This window comes from Methylorubrum podarium (assembly GCF_022179745.1).
GTDB classification, from domain to species: domain Bacteria; phylum Pseudomonadota; class Alphaproteobacteria; order Rhizobiales; family Beijerinckiaceae; genus Methylobacterium; species Methylobacterium podarium.
Genome location: NZ_BPRD01000164.1, coordinates 1 through 15724, shown reverse-complemented (window position 1 = coordinate 15724; position 15724 = coordinate 1). Strand labels below are relative to the sequence as shown.

The following is a 15724-nucleotide window of genomic DNA, read 5'->3' as shown; positions in this document are numbered from 1 at the left end:
GAGCAGCCGGTCGAGCGCCGGCTGCCCGCCCGAGGCGAGGAGGATGAGCAGCCAGAACCAGCGATGGTGCGGCAGCATCAGATCGGGCTCCGGCGATCGTCGGAGGAAGTGCCCGGCCCGTGCGCGGCGGCCCGTGAGCCTTGCGTGCAGCGGTCGGGCAGGCGGGTCGACACGGGCGCTCCTTCCGTCGCCGGTCAGGAGGTGTCGGGGAAACCCTGATCCTCACCAGGCTGTCGAAGGCTCATGCCTGCAACGTGGCGCGAATGTGGCGCGACGCCGCATGCAGGGTTCGGGCCGGACCATAAATGTTTGGCGATTATGTAGCTTGCAAACCCAACGCATTTGCGGTACAGCTTGAGCGTCGGAGCCCGAGTTATGTCCGTTCTCAGCCAGCCCCAGTTTCATTGCGAAGAAGCCGCGTTCGACTGGCTTGAGAAGACGCTGTGGCCGCAGGGTCCGGTGTGTCCGCACTGCGGCGGCATGGGTCGTATCGGCAAGATCAAGGCGAACAAGGAAGCCCGCGTCCGCATGGGCCTCCACAAGTGCGGCGACTGCAAGAAGCAATTTACGGTCAAGGTCGGGACCGTTTTCGAGCATGCCCGCATGCCGCTGCATAAGATGCTGCAAGCTGTGCATCTGATGTGCTCCTCCAAGAAGGGCATCAGCGCGCACCAACTGCATCGCGTGCTTGAGGTTCAATACAAGACGGCGTGGTTCCTCGCGCACCGAATCCGTGAGGCGATGCGCGAAGGCGCGCTAGCCCCGTTCGGTGGCGTTGATGGCATGCCCGGCGCTGGTGGCATCGTGGAAGCCGACGAGACCTTCATCGGTCGCGAGCCCGGCAAGCCGAAGAAGCGCGCCTTTCATCACAAGATGAAGGTCGTCTCCCTCGTGGATCGGGACAGCGGCAAAGTCCGTTCCGTCGTCGTGGACGATCTCAAGCCCGAGACGATCCGCCCGATCATCGAAGAGAACATCATCAAGGAAGCCACGCTGCACACCGACGAGTCCGCCATCTACACGAAGATCGGTGCCACGTTCGCGGACCATCAGGTGACGACGCATTCCGCCAAGGAGTACGTGCGCGGCATCGTTCATACGAACACCGTCGAGGGCTACTTCTCCGTCTTCAAGCGCGGCATGAAGGGCATCTATCAGCACTGCGGCAAGCAGCACCTGCACCGCTACCTCGCGGAGTTCGACTTCCGGCACAACAACCGGGTGAAGCTCGGCGTAAGTGATGTCGCTCGCATGGAGCGGACCGTTAATGGTATCGTGGGTAAGCGGCTGACGTACCGGCAGTCATCTAACGCGGCGTAAGAAGCCATGAGAGGGCGAAGGTTCACTGTCCATGTAAATGGCCACCCTGGTCATCACGGGAACGTGCTCGCGTTCGCATTCCTCGAGCGTGTGCAAGCCCTGTTGGGGGCGCTTGCGCACGCTGAGAGAAACTATCTCGGTGCCCAGTTCCGCCAGACAGACTATGAAATCATAAACGCCGAGAAGATTAACCCAACACAACTTACTCTCTCGCCGGTTCCCACCGCGCGGAATTATGATCCGGCCGCCGCTCTCGATTGGTCTTTCGAACAAATCGAGCGTGTAGCCTCGGGAGCCCCCGTCGATGATAGGGTTGACGAAGGTCTTGCGAGGGCATTTGCGAAGATAGTCCCGAAGGAGCACCACACCGGGGCCACGGCGATATGGGTTAGCTTAGATAAGACTGTCATCAACTTCGACCAGAGCTTCCGGGTTCGGTCTGAAGCCATCGCGAGCATGCGCAAAGCGATGGCTACAAAGACGCAGTGGGCGACCGTCACGGCGAGCGGATCAGTCGTCGGTGAATTGCTCAAAGTCGATGATTTCGACGGGAAATCGGAATTCGCGATTAAACCTGTTGTGGGGCCTGAAAGGATCGTTTGCGTATATCCCGAGAGTCGGCGGGAGGAGATGCATCAGTTCTTATTTAAGACGGTGCGCGTACACGGCTTGCTGCATTACGAGAGCGAGAGCCCTCACCCTGTAAAAGTCGACATGCATCACGTTGAGGAAGTTAGGCCGCTTAGTCAAGAAAACCATCTATTGAATATGCGCGGTCTATTCGCTGGCAGAGCGCGCGTATCCGACGAGGTTGAGGAGATTTTCCGTGGCCTCTAGGATGTCGTACTATTGGGACGCCTGCATGTTTTATGAGTGGCTTGGAGCGGAGCCTGTATCTCCTACCAAAAAGGAAGCAGTTGCCGACCTCCTCGAAGAGAACCAGAAACGCTCCAACGTCATTGTGACGTCAGTCATTACGCATCTGGAAGTGCTTCCAAAAAAGCTCAACGACAAGCACTTCCATGACGACAGCATGTACCTTCGCCTGTTCGATGGCATTCATTTCATTGAGCAGCAAATAAGTCAAAACATACTTTTAAGAGCAAGGGAGATAAGGGATTATTACTACCGACCAGCAGATCCCGCCGGGGCTGGCGGAAAAATGATGGATTCGGGCGATGCTATCCATCTTGCAACAGCGAGCATCTTTGAATGTTCAGAATTTCACACTCGTGACGACAGTTCGCGCGGCAGCAAAATCTCACTATTGGGCCTGTACGACTGGAGCGGAAACCCTAAGCTGGCGGGAAAATACAATCTGAAGATTGTATCCCCTGAAAGCGCGCAAAGTTCTATGAGTTTTGATTATGCCGACCACTCCCAAGCCCCCAAGTGAGCAGCGCTCCAAGCTCGGCGCCGAGAAGCTGACGCCCGAGGGAAGGAGGCCCAAACCGCCCGGCTCGAAGACAGAACCCCTCTCGCCAGCAGAGCAGCGGCGCCGCTGCGAGGAACTGTCCCGCGAGCTTGGGACAGACAGAGGCGAGACGCTGGACAAAGTGTTCGGGAAGATTGTTCCTTCAAAATCGGCACAGCACCGCGGTAATTAGAGCGAAGCGTCAAAATGCCAAACGGCTCCAATGAAATTCCAGATTGGCTACGACGGCTACCTTTCAAGGAGGTGCGTTTTGGACCGGGTATTGTTGGCAAGACCAGCTACGCTGTCTTAGCTCTTATAGCGTTATGGCTAGTAATCGCGTGGAAAATATCCCCTGACGCACTGCAGTCTTGTGCCCTCATATTCGCCGGTTTAATAGTAACTGCTGTTGTTGTTTGGTGGATAAGTTCAACACAAAAATTCGCTGAGAGAAATCCAGCACAGGCTGTGCTGGAAGGGGCCGAGTTTGTAGATTATAAAAAGTTCGAGGCCCAAACAAAGGGACAGGAAACTATCATAGAGGGGACCGCAATAGAAAACCCTCAGGCTCAACCTCGAATTTCCAGAGCGCAGGACGTTGGCGATGAATAGTTTTATTCACGTTGCCTTCGATACACGGGGTAAGGGCGAAAAGTTCGAGAAATTCAAAAAGAAATTCAATCTTGCGAAAGACTGGATATATTATGCGCCAAATTGTTGGATATTATACACTAGGCGCTCTGCAGATGCTTGGTTTGATATAATTAAGCCGTTGCTGGGAGAGGACGACCGAGTTTTCATAGTTGAGATTTCTCGTGACGCATCAAAGCGCAGTGGCTTTCTGCAGCCTGACGTTTGGGAATGGCTAGACAGAGAGCGCGAATAGCTCTCTGGCCTTTGGGTACGTCAAGTGCAATATCGCCATATGTTTGCAAGCAACAAAGCCTATTGGTTCGCTGCATCAGCGGACCAACTTACTTCGTAGAATCCGGTATCATCGTTTGAGTGCATGGTGCGGGCGACGGGATCGAACCCGCACGACGCTCGCGCCTCAACGCCTTCCTAGAAGCCTCACGAGGCCACTAGGCAAGGCGCTGCGTCTACCAATTCCGCCACGCCCGCATAGCTAAGATGGGCATGCATTCGCACGGAGCAAGGCCATGGGCGTGGGCGGCGAAAACAAGAACAAGGGACAGGCCGAAGCGGACGACGGTCTCACCCAATCCGAGCGGTTCATCAAAGCCGCTCAGGAACTTGGGACCGATGACGATCCCGAGCGGTTCGCGGAGCGTGTGAGAAAGCTGGCAAAGGCGCCAGCACCTCAGGAAAGGCCGCCTAAGCCTGAAAAGCCATAGGAGATTGCTATGCGCCTACGCCTCGTAATGGGCTTCGCGCGCCTTCTCGGTGTGCCGATTGACGTTCACGGCGACTTTTGGAGGCGCGGGAAGAAGTAGCGGAGCACATCGGAGTGCTTCACTGGCCCGAAATAAGATGCCGACATATCCTTTGGGTCAAAAACTACGACTATATCATGGTCCTCGCTCAGACCATTGGTGGCCTCTTTGCAGAAAGTCGGCGTGTTGAGACTTGACTCAACAAGGAAGAATGAAGTCGTTTCTTCCCAGTAGCCATGCCCATCTCTGTATACATTGTCCACTAACTGCTGCCGACGTTCGGCATAGGTTCGCCCGTTTACCGTTTTGTCGGCAATCCGAAATGTCACGCAATAGGTATCCACGTCCCGCCCTTTCGCCGCGAATCACAACCTAAGCGTCGATCATAGCGGGCGGTTTGCAAAGTGCATAATCGCCAAATGTTTCTCGCCGAGGGCACGGCGGGAGGGATGAGCGCCCCTGCCGGGAGAAACCGGCAAAGCTTGGCACGCCCCAGGAGAACGCTCGAACACCGGCCGCTGCCGTTCGGTCGCGGCGGCGCTGCGGGGTTCTCTTGAACGAGCCCCTTACTCGCCGACCCCGAACAGCTTCTCGAGGAAGTTGCGGTCGTCCCGACTCGGGCCGCGCTCCCGGGCACCGGGAACCGGGCGCGGGGGGAGGGCGGAGGCCGTCTGCTCGGGCTCGCCGAGCAGCGCACCGATCAGGCCGCCGGGGCCGGACTCGCGCTCGGGCGCCGCCTCGGGCCGCGGAGCGCGCCAGCGGTTGAGGCCCGGCAGGCCGACCGGCTTCTCGCCCTTGAGCGCCGTGGTCATGTACGCCTTCCAGATCTCGACCGGCAGGCTGCCGCCCGAGGCCCGCTTGGTCGGCTCGCCGTCGTCGTTGCCGAGCCAGACCCCGGTCACCAGCGTGGCCGAGTAGCCGACGAACCACGCGTCCCGGAACTCCTGGCTGGTGCCGGTCTTGCCGGCCAGTTCCCAGCCGGGGATGTCGGCCTTCTTCGCCGTGCCCATGGTGAAGACGTCGTGCATCATGGCGTTCATCATGCCGACGGCGTTGGGGTCGATGACGCGGCCGAGGCCGCCCTCGCCGCGCTTGTACAGCACCTTGCCGGTGGCGCTCTTGATGCTCGCGATGACGTAGGGGATCACGCCGGTGCCGCCGTTGGCGAAGGCGCAGTAGGCCCCCACCAGTTCGAGCGGCGTCACCTCGGAGGTGCCGAGCGCGATCGAGCCGTTGGCCTGGAGCGGCGAGGAGATGCCGAGCCGCTGGGCGGTCTGCACCACCGCCTTCGGGCCGACCTCCTGACCGAGCTTCACCGCCACCGTGTTGAGCGAGAGCGCCAGCGCCTCGCGCAGGGAAACCGGGCCGCGGTAATTGTGCGAGTAGTTCTCCGGCGCCCAGTTGCCGATCCGCACGGGGGCGTCGTCGCGGATGGTGTCCGGGGTCAGGCCGCGCTCGACCGCGGCGAGGTAGACGAAGGGCTTGAAGGCCGAGCCCGGCTGGCGCTTGGCGGTGGTGGCGCGGTTGAACTGGCTCTGCGCGTAGTCGCGCCCGCCCACGAGCGCCCGGATCGCCCCGTCGGGCCGCATCGAGACGAGCGCGCCCTGGGCCACGTTGTAGCGGCTGCCCTTGGCGTTCAGCTCGTCGGTGAGCGCCTTCTCGCCCGCCGTCTGCATCCCCGCATCCACGGTGGTGGCGACGACGATGTCGTCGTCGAACTTCGGCAGGAAGTCGTCGAGCACGTCCATCACGAGGTCGGCGACGTAGTTCGGCGAGCCGCCGCCGCGGGTCGAGGCGGGTCGCGCCGGCTGCGCCAGCGCCACCTTCACGTCGGGGCTCTTGGCGAAACCGAGTTCCTCCATGGCGGCGAGCACCTGGGCGGCCCGGGCCTGCGCGGCCTTCAGGTTGCGGTTGGGCGCGAGCCGCGAGGGAGCCTGCACGAGGCCGCCGAGCATGGCGGCTTCCGCCAGCGTCACGTTCTTAGCGGGCTTTCCGAAATAGCGCTGCGCCGCCGCCTCGACGCCGTAGGCGCCGGCGCCGAAATAGACCCGGTTGAGGTAGAGTTCGAGGATCTCGTCCTTGGTGTATTTGTGCTCCAGCCACAGCGCCAGGATCGCCTCCTGGATCTTCCGCGAGGCGGAGCGCTCCGGGGTGAGGAACAGGTTCTTGGCGAGCTGCTGGGTCAGCGTCGAGCCGCCCTGGGCCACGCCGCGCCGGGTGAGGTTCTGCGTGATCGCGCGGGCGATACCGATCGGATCGATGCCGAAATGGTCGTAGAAGCGCCGGTCCTCGATGGCAACGAAGGCGCGGGGCAGGTAGGGCGGCAGTTCCTTGATCGAGACGACCCGTCCGCCGGTCTCGCCGCGGTTGGCGAGCAGGCTGCCGTCGCTCGCGAGGATCGCGATGTTGGGCGGACGCTTCGGCACCGCGAGCTGGTCGATCGGCGGCAGTTGCGAGGCGTGGTAGGCGATGAGGCCGGCCAGCCCGATCACGGCCCAGATCCCCAGGACGACGCCGGCATAGACCAGGCGGCCGAGCCAGGAGCGCCGACGCGGCGGGCGCCGGCCGCCGCCGCCGGACGCCTTGCGCGCGCGCGCCTTCGGTGGCGACGCGGCGCGTCCGGACGAAGCCCGTTGCGCGCCCGCGGACCGGTCGTTGCGCGACAGGCGCACGTCGAGACGGCCCGGCTCGCTCCCCTCCGGGATGTCGAAGGTCGGTTCGCTGCGTGGTTTGCGTCCGCGAGACTGCGCCATGCGTTCCATGCGTCCGGGACGATCGATCCGCGAGGACTTGTCCTCCGACGATCCTCCTCGAGGGATCTCGAGGCTCCCGCGACCGTGCTCCCCTTACTCGGAATCCGCGCGTCGATCTTCCGCCGGATCACCCCCGTCGAACGGGCCGGCCCGCCCTGCGGAACGGCGGCTCGCCCCTTGCGTCAGTGACAGTAAATGCGGCGGGTTTAAGGGTTAATAAACCAGCCGGAGCGCCCCCCGCCGGCCTTTACCGGATCTTCACGCGTAAGCGTCTCGCGCACGATGCGATCGTGTCGCCCGAGGGCTGGCGCATCGTCCGCGCAACCTTTATCGACGGTCCCGCCCTGGCCGCGCTGGCACGAGGGCACGCACGAGGGGCCGGATCGGGTCCCGTTCGTCCCAGGGCCGGATGGCCATTCCTTCTCCGACGGGCCGGCCCGTCCCGGAACGAGGCTTGAGGGTTCATGGCGCGCTCCGTTTTCGTTCTCCTCCACCGCTGGGCGGGCTTGGCGATCGCCGCCTTCCTGCTCGTGGCGGGGCTCACCGGCGCGGTGATCTCCTGGGACCACGAGCTCGACGACTGGCTCAACCCGCATCTCCACACCGTCGAGAGCCGCGGCGCGGCGATCCCCGCCCTCGACCTCGCGCGGCAGTTCGAGGCGCGTGAGCCGCATGCCCGCGTCGCCTACCTGCCGCTGGCGGCGGAGCCCGGCGAGTCGCTGTCGCTGTTCGTGGTGCCGCGGGTCGATGCGGGAACGGGGAGCCTGTACAAGCTCGGCTACAATCAGGTCTTCCTCGATCCCGTGACGGGGGCCGAGCTCGGCCGGCGGGAATGGGGCCAGGTCTGGCCGATCACCCGCGAGACGCTGATCTCGTTCCTGTACAAGCTGCACTACTCCCTGCACCTGCCGGAGATGTGGGGCGAGGAGCGCTGGGGAATCTGGCTGCTGGGGATCGTCGCCTTCGTCTGGGTGCTCGATTCGTTCGTCGGCTTCTACTTGACCCTGCCGGTGCGCAAGGCGCGCAACCCGGACCGTCCGGCCGCGGTCGAGCGGCAGCTCGGCCGGGGCTGGTGGTCGCGCTGGAAGCCGGCCTGGAAGGTGAAGACCTCGGGCAGCCCCTACCGGATCACCTTCGATCTGCACCGCGCCTTCAGCCTCTGGACCTTCGCGCTGCTGTTCGTGCTCGCCTTCACGGCGTTCTCGCTCAATCTCTACCGGGAAGTGTTCCTGCCGCTGATGTCGAGCGTCTCGCAGCTGACGCCCGACCCGTCGAACACTCGCCCCTTCGTCTCGCCGCTCAAGCCGATCGAGCCGGGGGTGGACTACGCCCGGATCCTCGAATCGGCGCAGGCGGAGGGGCAGCGCCGCGGCTGGAAGGAGCCGGTCGGCGCGCTGGCCTACTCGACGATGCAGGGCTTCTACACCGCGCGCTTCTTCGAGCCCGGCGACGACCACGGCGCCGCGGGCGTCGGCCCGGCGGCGATCTACTTCGACGGCGGGGACGGACGGGTGATCGGCGACCGCCAGCCCTGGGTCGGCACCGCCGCCGACATCTTCGTGCAGGCGCAGTTCCCGGTCCATTCCGGCCGCATCCTCGGCCTTCCGGGGCGCATCCTGATCTCGTTCATGGGCCTCGTCGTGGCGATGCTCTCGGTCACCGGCGTGGTGATCTGGTGGCGCAAGCGCGCGGCGCGGCTCTCCGTGCGCCGCAAGGCCGTCGCACTGCCCGCGGGCCGGCCCGTACCGGCGGAATAGGTTCAGCGCCCGGCCGTCGTGACGCGACGGCCGGGCCGGCGCGTCGGGACCAGCGTCGCGAGGTCGTCGTGGTGCAGGAGCAGCACGCCGGTCGTGCCGGCGAGCTTGCGGGCGGCGGGTGTGAAGCCGGCATTCGAGACCACGGCCGCCATGTCGCCGGACCAGTGCAGCGCCGCCGCCGCGACCTCCTGCACCGCCGCGTTGCCGACCGGGCGCGTGTAGCGCTTGCACTGAACGACGAGGCGCAGACCGGCCTTCTCCGCGATGACGTCGCAGCCCTGGTCGCCGCTCGCCCCCGTCGGCCGGGCATCCCACCCCGCTTCGCCCAGGAGCTCGGCGCAGTACCGCTCGTAGGCGACGCCATCCTCCGGCGTGTCGATCGCGTCGGGCAGTTCGTGCGCGCAGGCGACCCGCTCGACGATCGCCACCATCTCGTCGAAGCGCGGCTCGACGTAGTCGGAGAAGCCGCGCTCCTCCACCAGCGGCAGGACCGTGCGCTCCACGAAGTACTCGCGCTCGCGCAGCCAGCCGTCCTCGATGGTGTTGCCGTAGGCGTCGAGGAAGCATTCCTGCCGCCGTCTCAGGGCCAAAGTCGCGGCGTGACGCCGGGCGATCCGGCGCACCAGCGAGCGGAACCGGCGCGGGCGGTCGAGGCGGATCAGCAGGATTGCGAGGCACGCCGCCCCGGTCGCGGCGAAGGCTGGTGCGCCGTAGCGGAGACCGGCGCCTCCCCCGAGGACGACGGTCCAGAACAGGCGCGTGGCAGTGGGCGACCGGCCGGACATCACGTCTCCCGCAAGCGTCCGGGCCTGAGCCCGGCATCCGCGGGAACTGTTCCGGTCAACGGGTTGCCCGACTTCTAACGCCGCCGCCCCATCGTCCGGCGCCCGGCGAGGCGGCAGGGCATCATGTGTGGATAAGCCTCTTCGGCCCGCATCGACCGGCGGGTGACGGCCAGACGTCGCTCACCGTTCGCGCGTTCAGGCCGCGTCCCCCGACTTGGCCCGGCCTCGGCGGCGCGGCGCCGAGGCGCTGCTGTCCTGGGCCGATTCCGGCGCGGCCTCGGGCGCGACCTTCGCGGGCCATTTCCGACGCTGCTGGCCGAGGCCCATGGTCCGGGCGAGTTCCGAACGGGTGGCGGCGTAGCTCGGAGCCACCATCGGATAGTCGTCCGGCAGGTTCCAGCGCGCGCGATACTCGTCCGGCGAGAGGTTGTAGCGGGTCCGAAGGTGCCGCTTGAGCGACTTGAACTTCTTGCCGTCCTCAAGGCAGATGAGGAAATCCTGCTGAATCGAGCGCCGGATCGACACGGCCGGGGTCAGAGCCGGCTGCTCGGGCTCGGCCGGCTTGTTCGACAGCTGGGCGAGAGCGCCGTGGACCGACGTGATCAGGCCGGGCAATTCCCCGACCGCCAGCGAGTTGTTCCCCACGTAGGCCGACACGATGTCAACGGCCAGAGTTACGTAATCGCCAGTGGAGCTATCCTCGAGCGACATCCTCAATATCCCTTCTGATATGTGCAACCGACGTGCCCCATTACGCGCCGCGGGGGCGGCGCCATCATTGCGGAGCACGGAGTGACTGCGCTGAATGGCGCAGGATTTAACCTTTGATCGGTTTTGCCGCAAGACGGATTTTTGGGTCCGACAGAAATCAATTCAACTTTTGCCCAGGTCAGCGACCCATTTGCGAGAAAAGACGCATTCTAAATTCCACGATACCGGCCAAATTCAGCCACAACGCAAGAGTTCAAGTCAGGAGGATTGCGTAGAGAACGCTGGCCGAATTGGTGCAGCGGCGTGAGCCCGACTCGCTCGAGAGGTTGCAGGCGGCCGGGGCGGATGATGGCCGCCGTGGCACGGTTGCAGAGCGGTCATATCGACGACGGGTGATCGGATCTCGAGGCAGACGGTCGTCAGTCCAGGCTACTAAGATATAATAATATGGATTTATGGCATCGAATGCCGGGACAAAGCAGTCTCGGCGATCCCACCTTGCGCCCCTGCTCCAATCTCATCCGGCGAACGTTTGCTCGGACGACGATTTCAGGATCCGCGCGACGTCCCATCGTCCGCGGTTGAGGCCGGCCTCGTCGGCCCCTGCGGAGCGTGATGGGAGCGGAACGGCTCGCGACATCATCGGCGGCATTCAAACCGGTCCCGGCAAGGATCAGTGACCGGATTTTTCCCGCGGGCCGTAGGATCGGAAGCGCTCGACCGTTTCGGCGACTTCGGCGTCGGACAGGACCACCGGCGTGCCGACCTGCAGGGCGATGGCATATTGGCGGCACAGGGCCTCGACTTCGACGGCGAGCCACATCGCCTTCGACAGGTTGGGGCCGGTGGCGATCATGCCGTGGTTGGCGAGCAGGCAGGCGCTGCGGCCTTTGAGGGCGTCGAGGGCGAAATCGGAGAGGCGCTGCGTGCCGTAGGGCGCGTAGGGAGCGCAGCGGATGGTCGGTCCGCCGGCCATGGCGATCATGTAATGCACCGCCGGGATCTCGCGGCCGCAGATCGCGAAGCCCGTCGCGTAGGGCGGGTGGGCGTGGACCACGGCGCCGATCTCCGGCCGGGCCGCCAGGATGTCGCGATGGAACCGCCACTCGGAGGAGGGCGCGAGCGGATGGTCCCAGCGCCCCTCGAAATCCATCGCGACGAGGTCGTCGGGGCTGAGCTGCTCGGCGGGAATCCCGGAGGGGGTGACGAGAAAGCCCGCCCCGGATCGAACCGAGAGGTTGCCCGAAGTCCCCTGGCTGAGCCCGAGATCGAGCATCCGGCGCATCGACTCGACCATCGCTTGGCGGATCGCGAAAGTCGGCACGGACAACTCCTCGGGTAAGAGACCGATCGAGGACGCGAGCCTGGAACGGGCCCGGTCAGGCGCGGTTGGACCGTCGAGCCGGCAAGACCGCCGAACGACACTATCCGCAGGAGCCTGCCTGTGAAACACGGATGGGTCAGCCTCACCGAGATCGCCCGGACGCAGCACCTCACCCTCGGTGCGGCCCGCCGCCTCGCCGAGCGCGAGCATTGGCCCAAGGTCTTCAAGCAACACGAGATATTCGTGCTGCCGCGGGACGAGAAGACCTTACCGTCCTCCGATCGCGCCGCCGTTTGAAGCCTTTGTCGCTCGGCCTCACGCCGCGGAATGCTATAGGCGGCGCATGAGCACCTATCGATTCGAGGCTCTGCTCGCGCCGCGCCGCATCGCCGTGGTGGGAGCGGGCGATCGCCCCGGCTCCGTCGGCCGGGCGATCATCGACGGCCTGCGCGCCGGCGGATTCGCCGGCGACATCGTCCCGGTCCACCCGCGCGAGGCCAGCGTCGACGGGCTGGCCTGCAGCCCGCGCCTCGCCGACATGCCCGAGCCTCCCGATCTCGTCATGATCGCGACGCCCCCGGCGGCGGTTCCGGCGATCGTGGACGAGGCGGGCCGGATCGGCGCCGCGGCGGCGGTCATCCTGTCCGCCCATCTCGGCCACGGCGAGGCGGCCCCAGTCAGCGCGGCCCAGGCGGCGGCGCGGCAGCACGGCCTGCGGCTGATCGGCCCGGACAGCATCGGGCTGAGCGTGCCGGCGCGCGGCCTGAACGCGACCCTGCTCGCGCGCCCGCCCAAGCCGGGAGACCTCGCCCTCATCTCGCAATCCGGCACCGTCGCCTCGGCCATCGCCGAGTGGGGGTGGCGCCACGGGGTCGGCTTCTCGGCGGTGATGACGTTGGGCCGCTCCGCCGACATCGACATCGCCGACTGCCTCGATCACTTCGCCGAGGATTACCACACCCGCGCGATCATCCTGTCCCTGCACCACGTCGCGGATGCGCGGAAATTTCTGACCGCCGCGCGGGCGGCGGCCCGCGCCAAGCCGGTCGTGGTGCTCCGCACCGGCCGCCACGAGGCGCCGGGCCGCCAGCCGGAGACCCATACCGGCGCGCTCGCCCGCCCCGGCGCCGTCTACGAGGCCGCCTTCCGCCGGGCGGGACTGCTGGCGGTGGACGGGCTCGACGCCATGTTCTCCGCCGTGGAGACCCTCGGCCGCCAGCGGCCCTTCCCCGGCAACCGGCTGATGATCGTCTCCAACGGGCGCGGCATCGGGGCGCTCGCCGCCGACCGGCTCACCGATCGCGGCGGCACGCTGGCGGCGCCGGCCGAGGCGACGCTGGAGAGCCTCGCCCCGGTGCGGCACGGACGGCAGGCCAACCCACTCGATCTCGGCATCGACGCGGTGCCGGACGACTATGTCCGCGCGCTCGAACCGTTGCTCGCGGGCCGCGACAGCGACGCCGTCGTCGCCGTCCACGTGCCGACGGCGCGGGCGGGCAGCCGCGAGGTGGCCGAGACCGTGGCCGGCACCGTCGCCAAAGCCCGCGCCGCCGGGCGCCGCAAGCCGGTCTTCGCCGTCTCGATCGGCGAGGACGAGGCGATCCGGGCGATCTACGCCGAGGCCAAGATCCCGCTCTTCGCCACCGATGCCGACGCGGTCGAGGGCTTCCTGCACCTCGTGCGCTACCGCGAGGCCCAGACCGACCTGATGCGCACGCCGGACGCTCTGCCGCGCGATTTCTCGCCGGACGTCGCCGCCGCGCGCCGGATCGTGGAGCAGGCCCTGGCCGAGGGGCGCAGCTGGCTCGATCCGCACGCCGTGACCGAGCTGCTGACCGCCTACCGGATCGTTTCGGTGCCGGTGACGCTCGCCCCCGATCCCGACGGCGCCGCGGCCGCCGCCTGGCCGCTGATCGCGGGCGGCGGCACGGTGGTGCTCAAGCTCGTCTCGCCCGACGTGGTGCACAAGTCGGAGGTCGGCGGGGTGCGCCTCGGCCTCACCTCGGAGGCGGACGTGCGCGAGGCGGCGCACGCGATGATCGCGCGGGTGCGAGAGCTGCGGCCCGATGCGCGGGTGGCGGGCTTCGCCGTGCAGCCGATGCTGCGCCGGCCGCAGGGGCGGGAGCTGATCGCGGGGCTCGCCGAGGATCCGGTGTTCGGGCCGGTGGTCGTGTTCGGGCGCGGCGGCACGGCGGTGGAGGTGATCGACGACCGCGCCCTCGCGCTGCCGCCCCTCGACCTCGCGCTCGCGAGTGAGCTGATCGGCCGCACCCGCGTCGCCCGGCGGCTCGAAGCCTATCGCGACGTCCCGGCGGCGGACCTGCAGGCGATTGCCCTGCTGCTGGTGAAGCTCGCCCAGCTCGCCGCCGACCTGCCGGCGGTGCGCGAACTCGACATCAACCCGCTCCTGGCCGACGCCGACGGCGCGATCGCCCTCGACGCGCGCGTGCGCATCGCGCCGGAACCCGGCCCCACGGAACGACGCCGGGGCAACTGGCACCCGCGCTTCGCGATTCGCCCCTATCCGTCCGATTGGGAACGGCGTCTCGATGTCGGGGAGCGGTGCGTGAACGTCAGGCCGGTGCGGCCGGACGACGAGGACATGTTCCGCAGCTTCTTCGCGCAGGTCGATCCGGAGGACGTGCGTCTGCGCTTCTTCGCCCCCGTCCGCGACTTCAGCCACGCCTTCCTCGCCCGGCTGACCCAGCTCGATTACTCCCGCGCCATCGCCTTCGTTGCCATCGACGAGGCGGAGGAGGAGGGGCGGCGCATGCTCGGCGCCGTGCGCCTGCACGCCGACGCCAACCACGACGCGGGCGAGTTCGCGATCTTGGTTCGCTCCGACATCAAGGGGACCGGCCTCGGCGTCGCCCTGATGCGGATGATGATCGACTGGGCGCGGGCCGAGGGAATCGGCTGCGTCGAAGGCAGCGTGCTCGCCGAGAACCGGCCGATGCGGGCGGTCTGCCGCCATCTCGGCTTCGTGGAGCATCCGATGCCGGACGATCCGAGCCTCGTGAAGGCGGTCTTGAAGGTCGGGACGTAGCCGGCGGTCCGTCGTCCCTCGCCGAAGCCGGGCGAGATCCGAGGGATCACCGAAAGTCGTAGAATAAGGTTTCCGGCTGATCACCTCGTGCCTTGTCCATCTCGTCATCGCGAGGCGGAGCCGAAGCGATCCAGCGCGCGACCTCTGCGGAATGGTCGCGCACTGGATTGCCACGGCTTCGCCTCGCAATGACGAAGGAGAGCCCGACGTGATCAAACGGAAGCCGTATCAACTGCCGCTCCGCCCGGAATGAAGAAAGCCGCCGACCTTCTCAGGTCGGCGGCTCCTCCGCACTCGGGTGCCGGAGAACGGATCAGTGACCGCCCTCGGTGGCCTCGCGGGTCGACTCGTAGAGGAACCACGTCCGCTCCTCGGACTGGTCGATCCACTCTTCCAGCAGGCTCGTGGTCGAGACGTCGTTGGCCTCGTCGGTGATGCCGTGCAGCTCGCGCATGTTGGCGGTCAGCGCCTTGTTGTCGTCGCGCAGCTCCTTGAGCATCTCCAGCGGGCTCACATACTCCGCGTTGTTGTCCGGAACGCGCTTGAGCTGGTCGGCCTGACCGAGCGAGCGCAGGGTCGTGCCGCCGATCTTGCGGGCGCGCTCGCCGACCGCGTCGATGATGCCGAAGATCTGCTCGGACTGCTCATCGAGCAGCAGGTGGTAGTCGCGGAAATTCGGCCCGCTGACATGCCAGTGGAAATTTTTGGTCTTGATGTAGAGCGCGAAGAGATCCGACAGGAGGACGGTGAGGCCCTCGGAGATCTTCTTGACGTCGTTCGGATCGAGATCGGTCGGAGTGTTGAGCCGATCGCTGGAGACGCGCGGCTTAGCCTTGGCCATGGGAAGTTCCTAACAGTCTGCAACCGAAGTCCAGCCGGCGACAACCGCGCCGGCACTCGATCGGCAGAATGAGGGAATCGGAGGCTTTGTTCCGCCCCGCATGGCTGCGGTGCTGTGGATGGGATGCGGAAAGGCGTGGCGCCGTCAGCCGCGCCCGCCGACGAGTCCGGGCGGCAGGAGGACCGGTTCGGCATCCTGCCCGCGCGCGGGCGGCGCGGCCTTGCGGGCCTGCGGCTTCTGCGGGACGGCAGGGGCGGGCGGCGACGCGGCGGGCGCCGGAGACGCGGGCGCGTCCTTGGCCGCCGCCGGCCTGGCCGGGGCGGGCTTGGCCGATGCCGGCGACGATGCCGGCTTGGCGGGCGCGGCCGGCGCAGGGCCG

General features: G+C 66.2%; 15 protein-coding genes, 1 tRNA gene and 1 pseudogene. 9 read left to right on the top strand and 8 right to left on the bottom strand.

What is annotated here, in order from left to right; translation table 11 throughout:
* The 5 genes from MFF42_RS08665 to MFF42_RS08645 form a co-directional block, all read left to right on the top strand.
* Positions 1-219: hypothetical protein (locus MFF42_RS08665; RefSeq protein ID WP_238255374.1), on the top strand; the 219-nt coding region annotated here is incomplete at its 5' end.
* Positions 220-375: 156 nt separating this feature from the next.
* On the top strand, positions 376-1320 hold the full coding sequence (locus MFF42_RS08660; protein WP_238255373.1) for an IS1595 family transposase: 945 nt from the start codon (positions 376-378) through the stop codon (positions 1318-1320).
* Between the two features lie 63 nt (positions 1321-1383).
* Complete coding sequence (locus MFF42_RS08655; RefSeq protein ID WP_238255372.1) at positions 1384-2157, top strand: hypothetical protein; 774 nt, start codon at positions 1384-1386, stop codon at positions 2155-2157.
* Between the two features lies 1 nt (position 2158).
* Entirely contained in the window at positions 2159-2716 is a 558-nt protein-coding gene (locus MFF42_RS08650) for a type II toxin-antitoxin system VapC family toxin (protein WP_238255371.1), read from the top strand.
* A 225-nt stretch (positions 2717-2941) separates the two neighbouring features.
* Positions 2942-3346 carry a hypothetical protein gene (locus MFF42_RS08645; protein WP_238255370.1) on the top strand — a complete coding sequence of 135 codons (405 nt, stop codon included), beginning with the start codon at positions 2942-2944 and terminating at the stop codon, positions 3344-3346.
* Between the two features lie 398 nt (positions 3347-3744).
* On the opposite strand, the gene MFF42_RS08640 is transcribed toward MFF42_RS08645, so the two are convergent.
* Positions 3745-3856 (bottom strand) — tRNA-OTHER (locus MFF42_RS08640).
* A 38-nt stretch (positions 3857-3894) separates the two neighbouring features.
* On the opposite strand from MFF42_RS08640, the gene MFF42_RS08635 reads away from it, so the two are divergent.
* Positions 3895-4089, top strand: a complete 195-nt coding sequence (locus tag MFF42_RS08635) for a hypothetical protein (protein ID WP_238255369.1) — start codon at positions 3895-3897, stop codon at positions 4087-4089.
* 65 nt (positions 4090-4154) lie between these two features.
* On the opposite strand, the gene MFF42_RS08630 is transcribed toward MFF42_RS08635, so the two are convergent.
* On the bottom strand, positions 4155-4472 hold the full coding sequence (locus tag MFF42_RS08630) for a hypothetical protein (protein WP_238255368.1): 318 nt from the start codon (positions 4470-4472) through the stop codon (positions 4155-4157).
* A gap of 222 nt (positions 4473-4694) precedes the next feature.
* Positions 4695-6881: a transglycosylase domain-containing protein gene (locus tag MFF42_RS08625; RefSeq protein ID WP_238255367.1), complete on the bottom strand. Its 2187-nt coding sequence runs from the start codon at positions 6879-6881 to the stop codon at positions 4695-4697.
* Positions 6882-7345: 464 nt separating this feature from the next.
* Here MFF42_RS08625 and MFF42_RS08620 point away from each other — a divergent pair, with 464 nt between their 5' ends.
* On the top strand, positions 7346-8638 hold the full coding sequence (locus MFF42_RS08620) for a PepSY-associated TM helix domain-containing protein (RefSeq protein ID WP_238255366.1): 1293 nt from the start codon (positions 7346-7348) through the stop codon (positions 8636-8638).
* 2 nt (positions 8639-8640) lie between these two features.
* Here MFF42_RS08620 and MFF42_RS08615 read toward each other — a convergent pair whose 3' ends face one another.
* The 3 genes from MFF42_RS08615 to MFF42_RS08605 all read right to left on the bottom strand — a co-directional run bounded on the left by MFF42_RS08615 (position 8641) and on the right by MFF42_RS08605 (position 11458).
* Complete coding sequence (locus tag MFF42_RS08615) at positions 8641-9423, bottom strand: restriction endonuclease (RefSeq protein ID WP_238255365.1); 783 nt, start codon at positions 9421-9423, stop codon at positions 8641-8643.
* Between the two features lie 195 nt (positions 9424-9618).
* Complete coding sequence (locus MFF42_RS08610) at positions 9619-10134, bottom strand: Ros/MucR family transcriptional regulator (protein WP_238255364.1); 516 nt, start codon at positions 10132-10134, stop codon at positions 9619-9621.
* Between the two features lie 673 nt (positions 10135-10807).
* Positions 10808-11458, bottom strand: a complete 651-nt coding sequence (locus tag MFF42_RS08605) for a class II aldolase/adducin family protein (protein WP_238255363.1) — start codon at positions 11456-11458, stop codon at positions 10808-10810.
* 120 nt (positions 11459-11578) lie between these two features.
* Here MFF42_RS08605 and MFF42_RS08600 point away from each other — a divergent pair, with 120 nt between their 5' ends.
* Together MFF42_RS08600 and MFF42_RS08595 are read left to right on the top strand one after the other, a co-directional pair.
* The gene (locus MFF42_RS08600) at positions 11579-11755 is read left to right on the top strand and encodes a hypothetical protein (RefSeq protein ID WP_238255362.1); all 177 of its coding nucleotides are present in this window, start codon (positions 11579-11581) and stop codon (positions 11753-11755) included.
* Positions 11756-11801: 46 nt separating this feature from the next.
* Entirely contained in the window at positions 11802-14504 is a 2703-nt protein-coding gene (locus MFF42_RS08595) for a bifunctional acetate--CoA ligase family protein/GNAT family N-acetyltransferase (protein ID WP_238255361.1), read from the top strand.
* Between the two features lie 313 nt (positions 14505-14817).
* Here MFF42_RS08595 and MFF42_RS08590 read toward each other — a convergent pair whose 3' ends face one another.
* A complete protein-coding gene (locus tag MFF42_RS08590) occupies positions 14818-15345 on the bottom strand; it encodes a Dps family protein (protein ID WP_238255360.1) in 528 nt (175 codons plus the stop codon).
* Between the two features lie 144 nt (positions 15346-15489).
* Positions 15490-15724 (bottom strand): annotated as a pseudogene (locus MFF42_RS08585) (L,D-transpeptidase family protein); the annotation flags it as partial.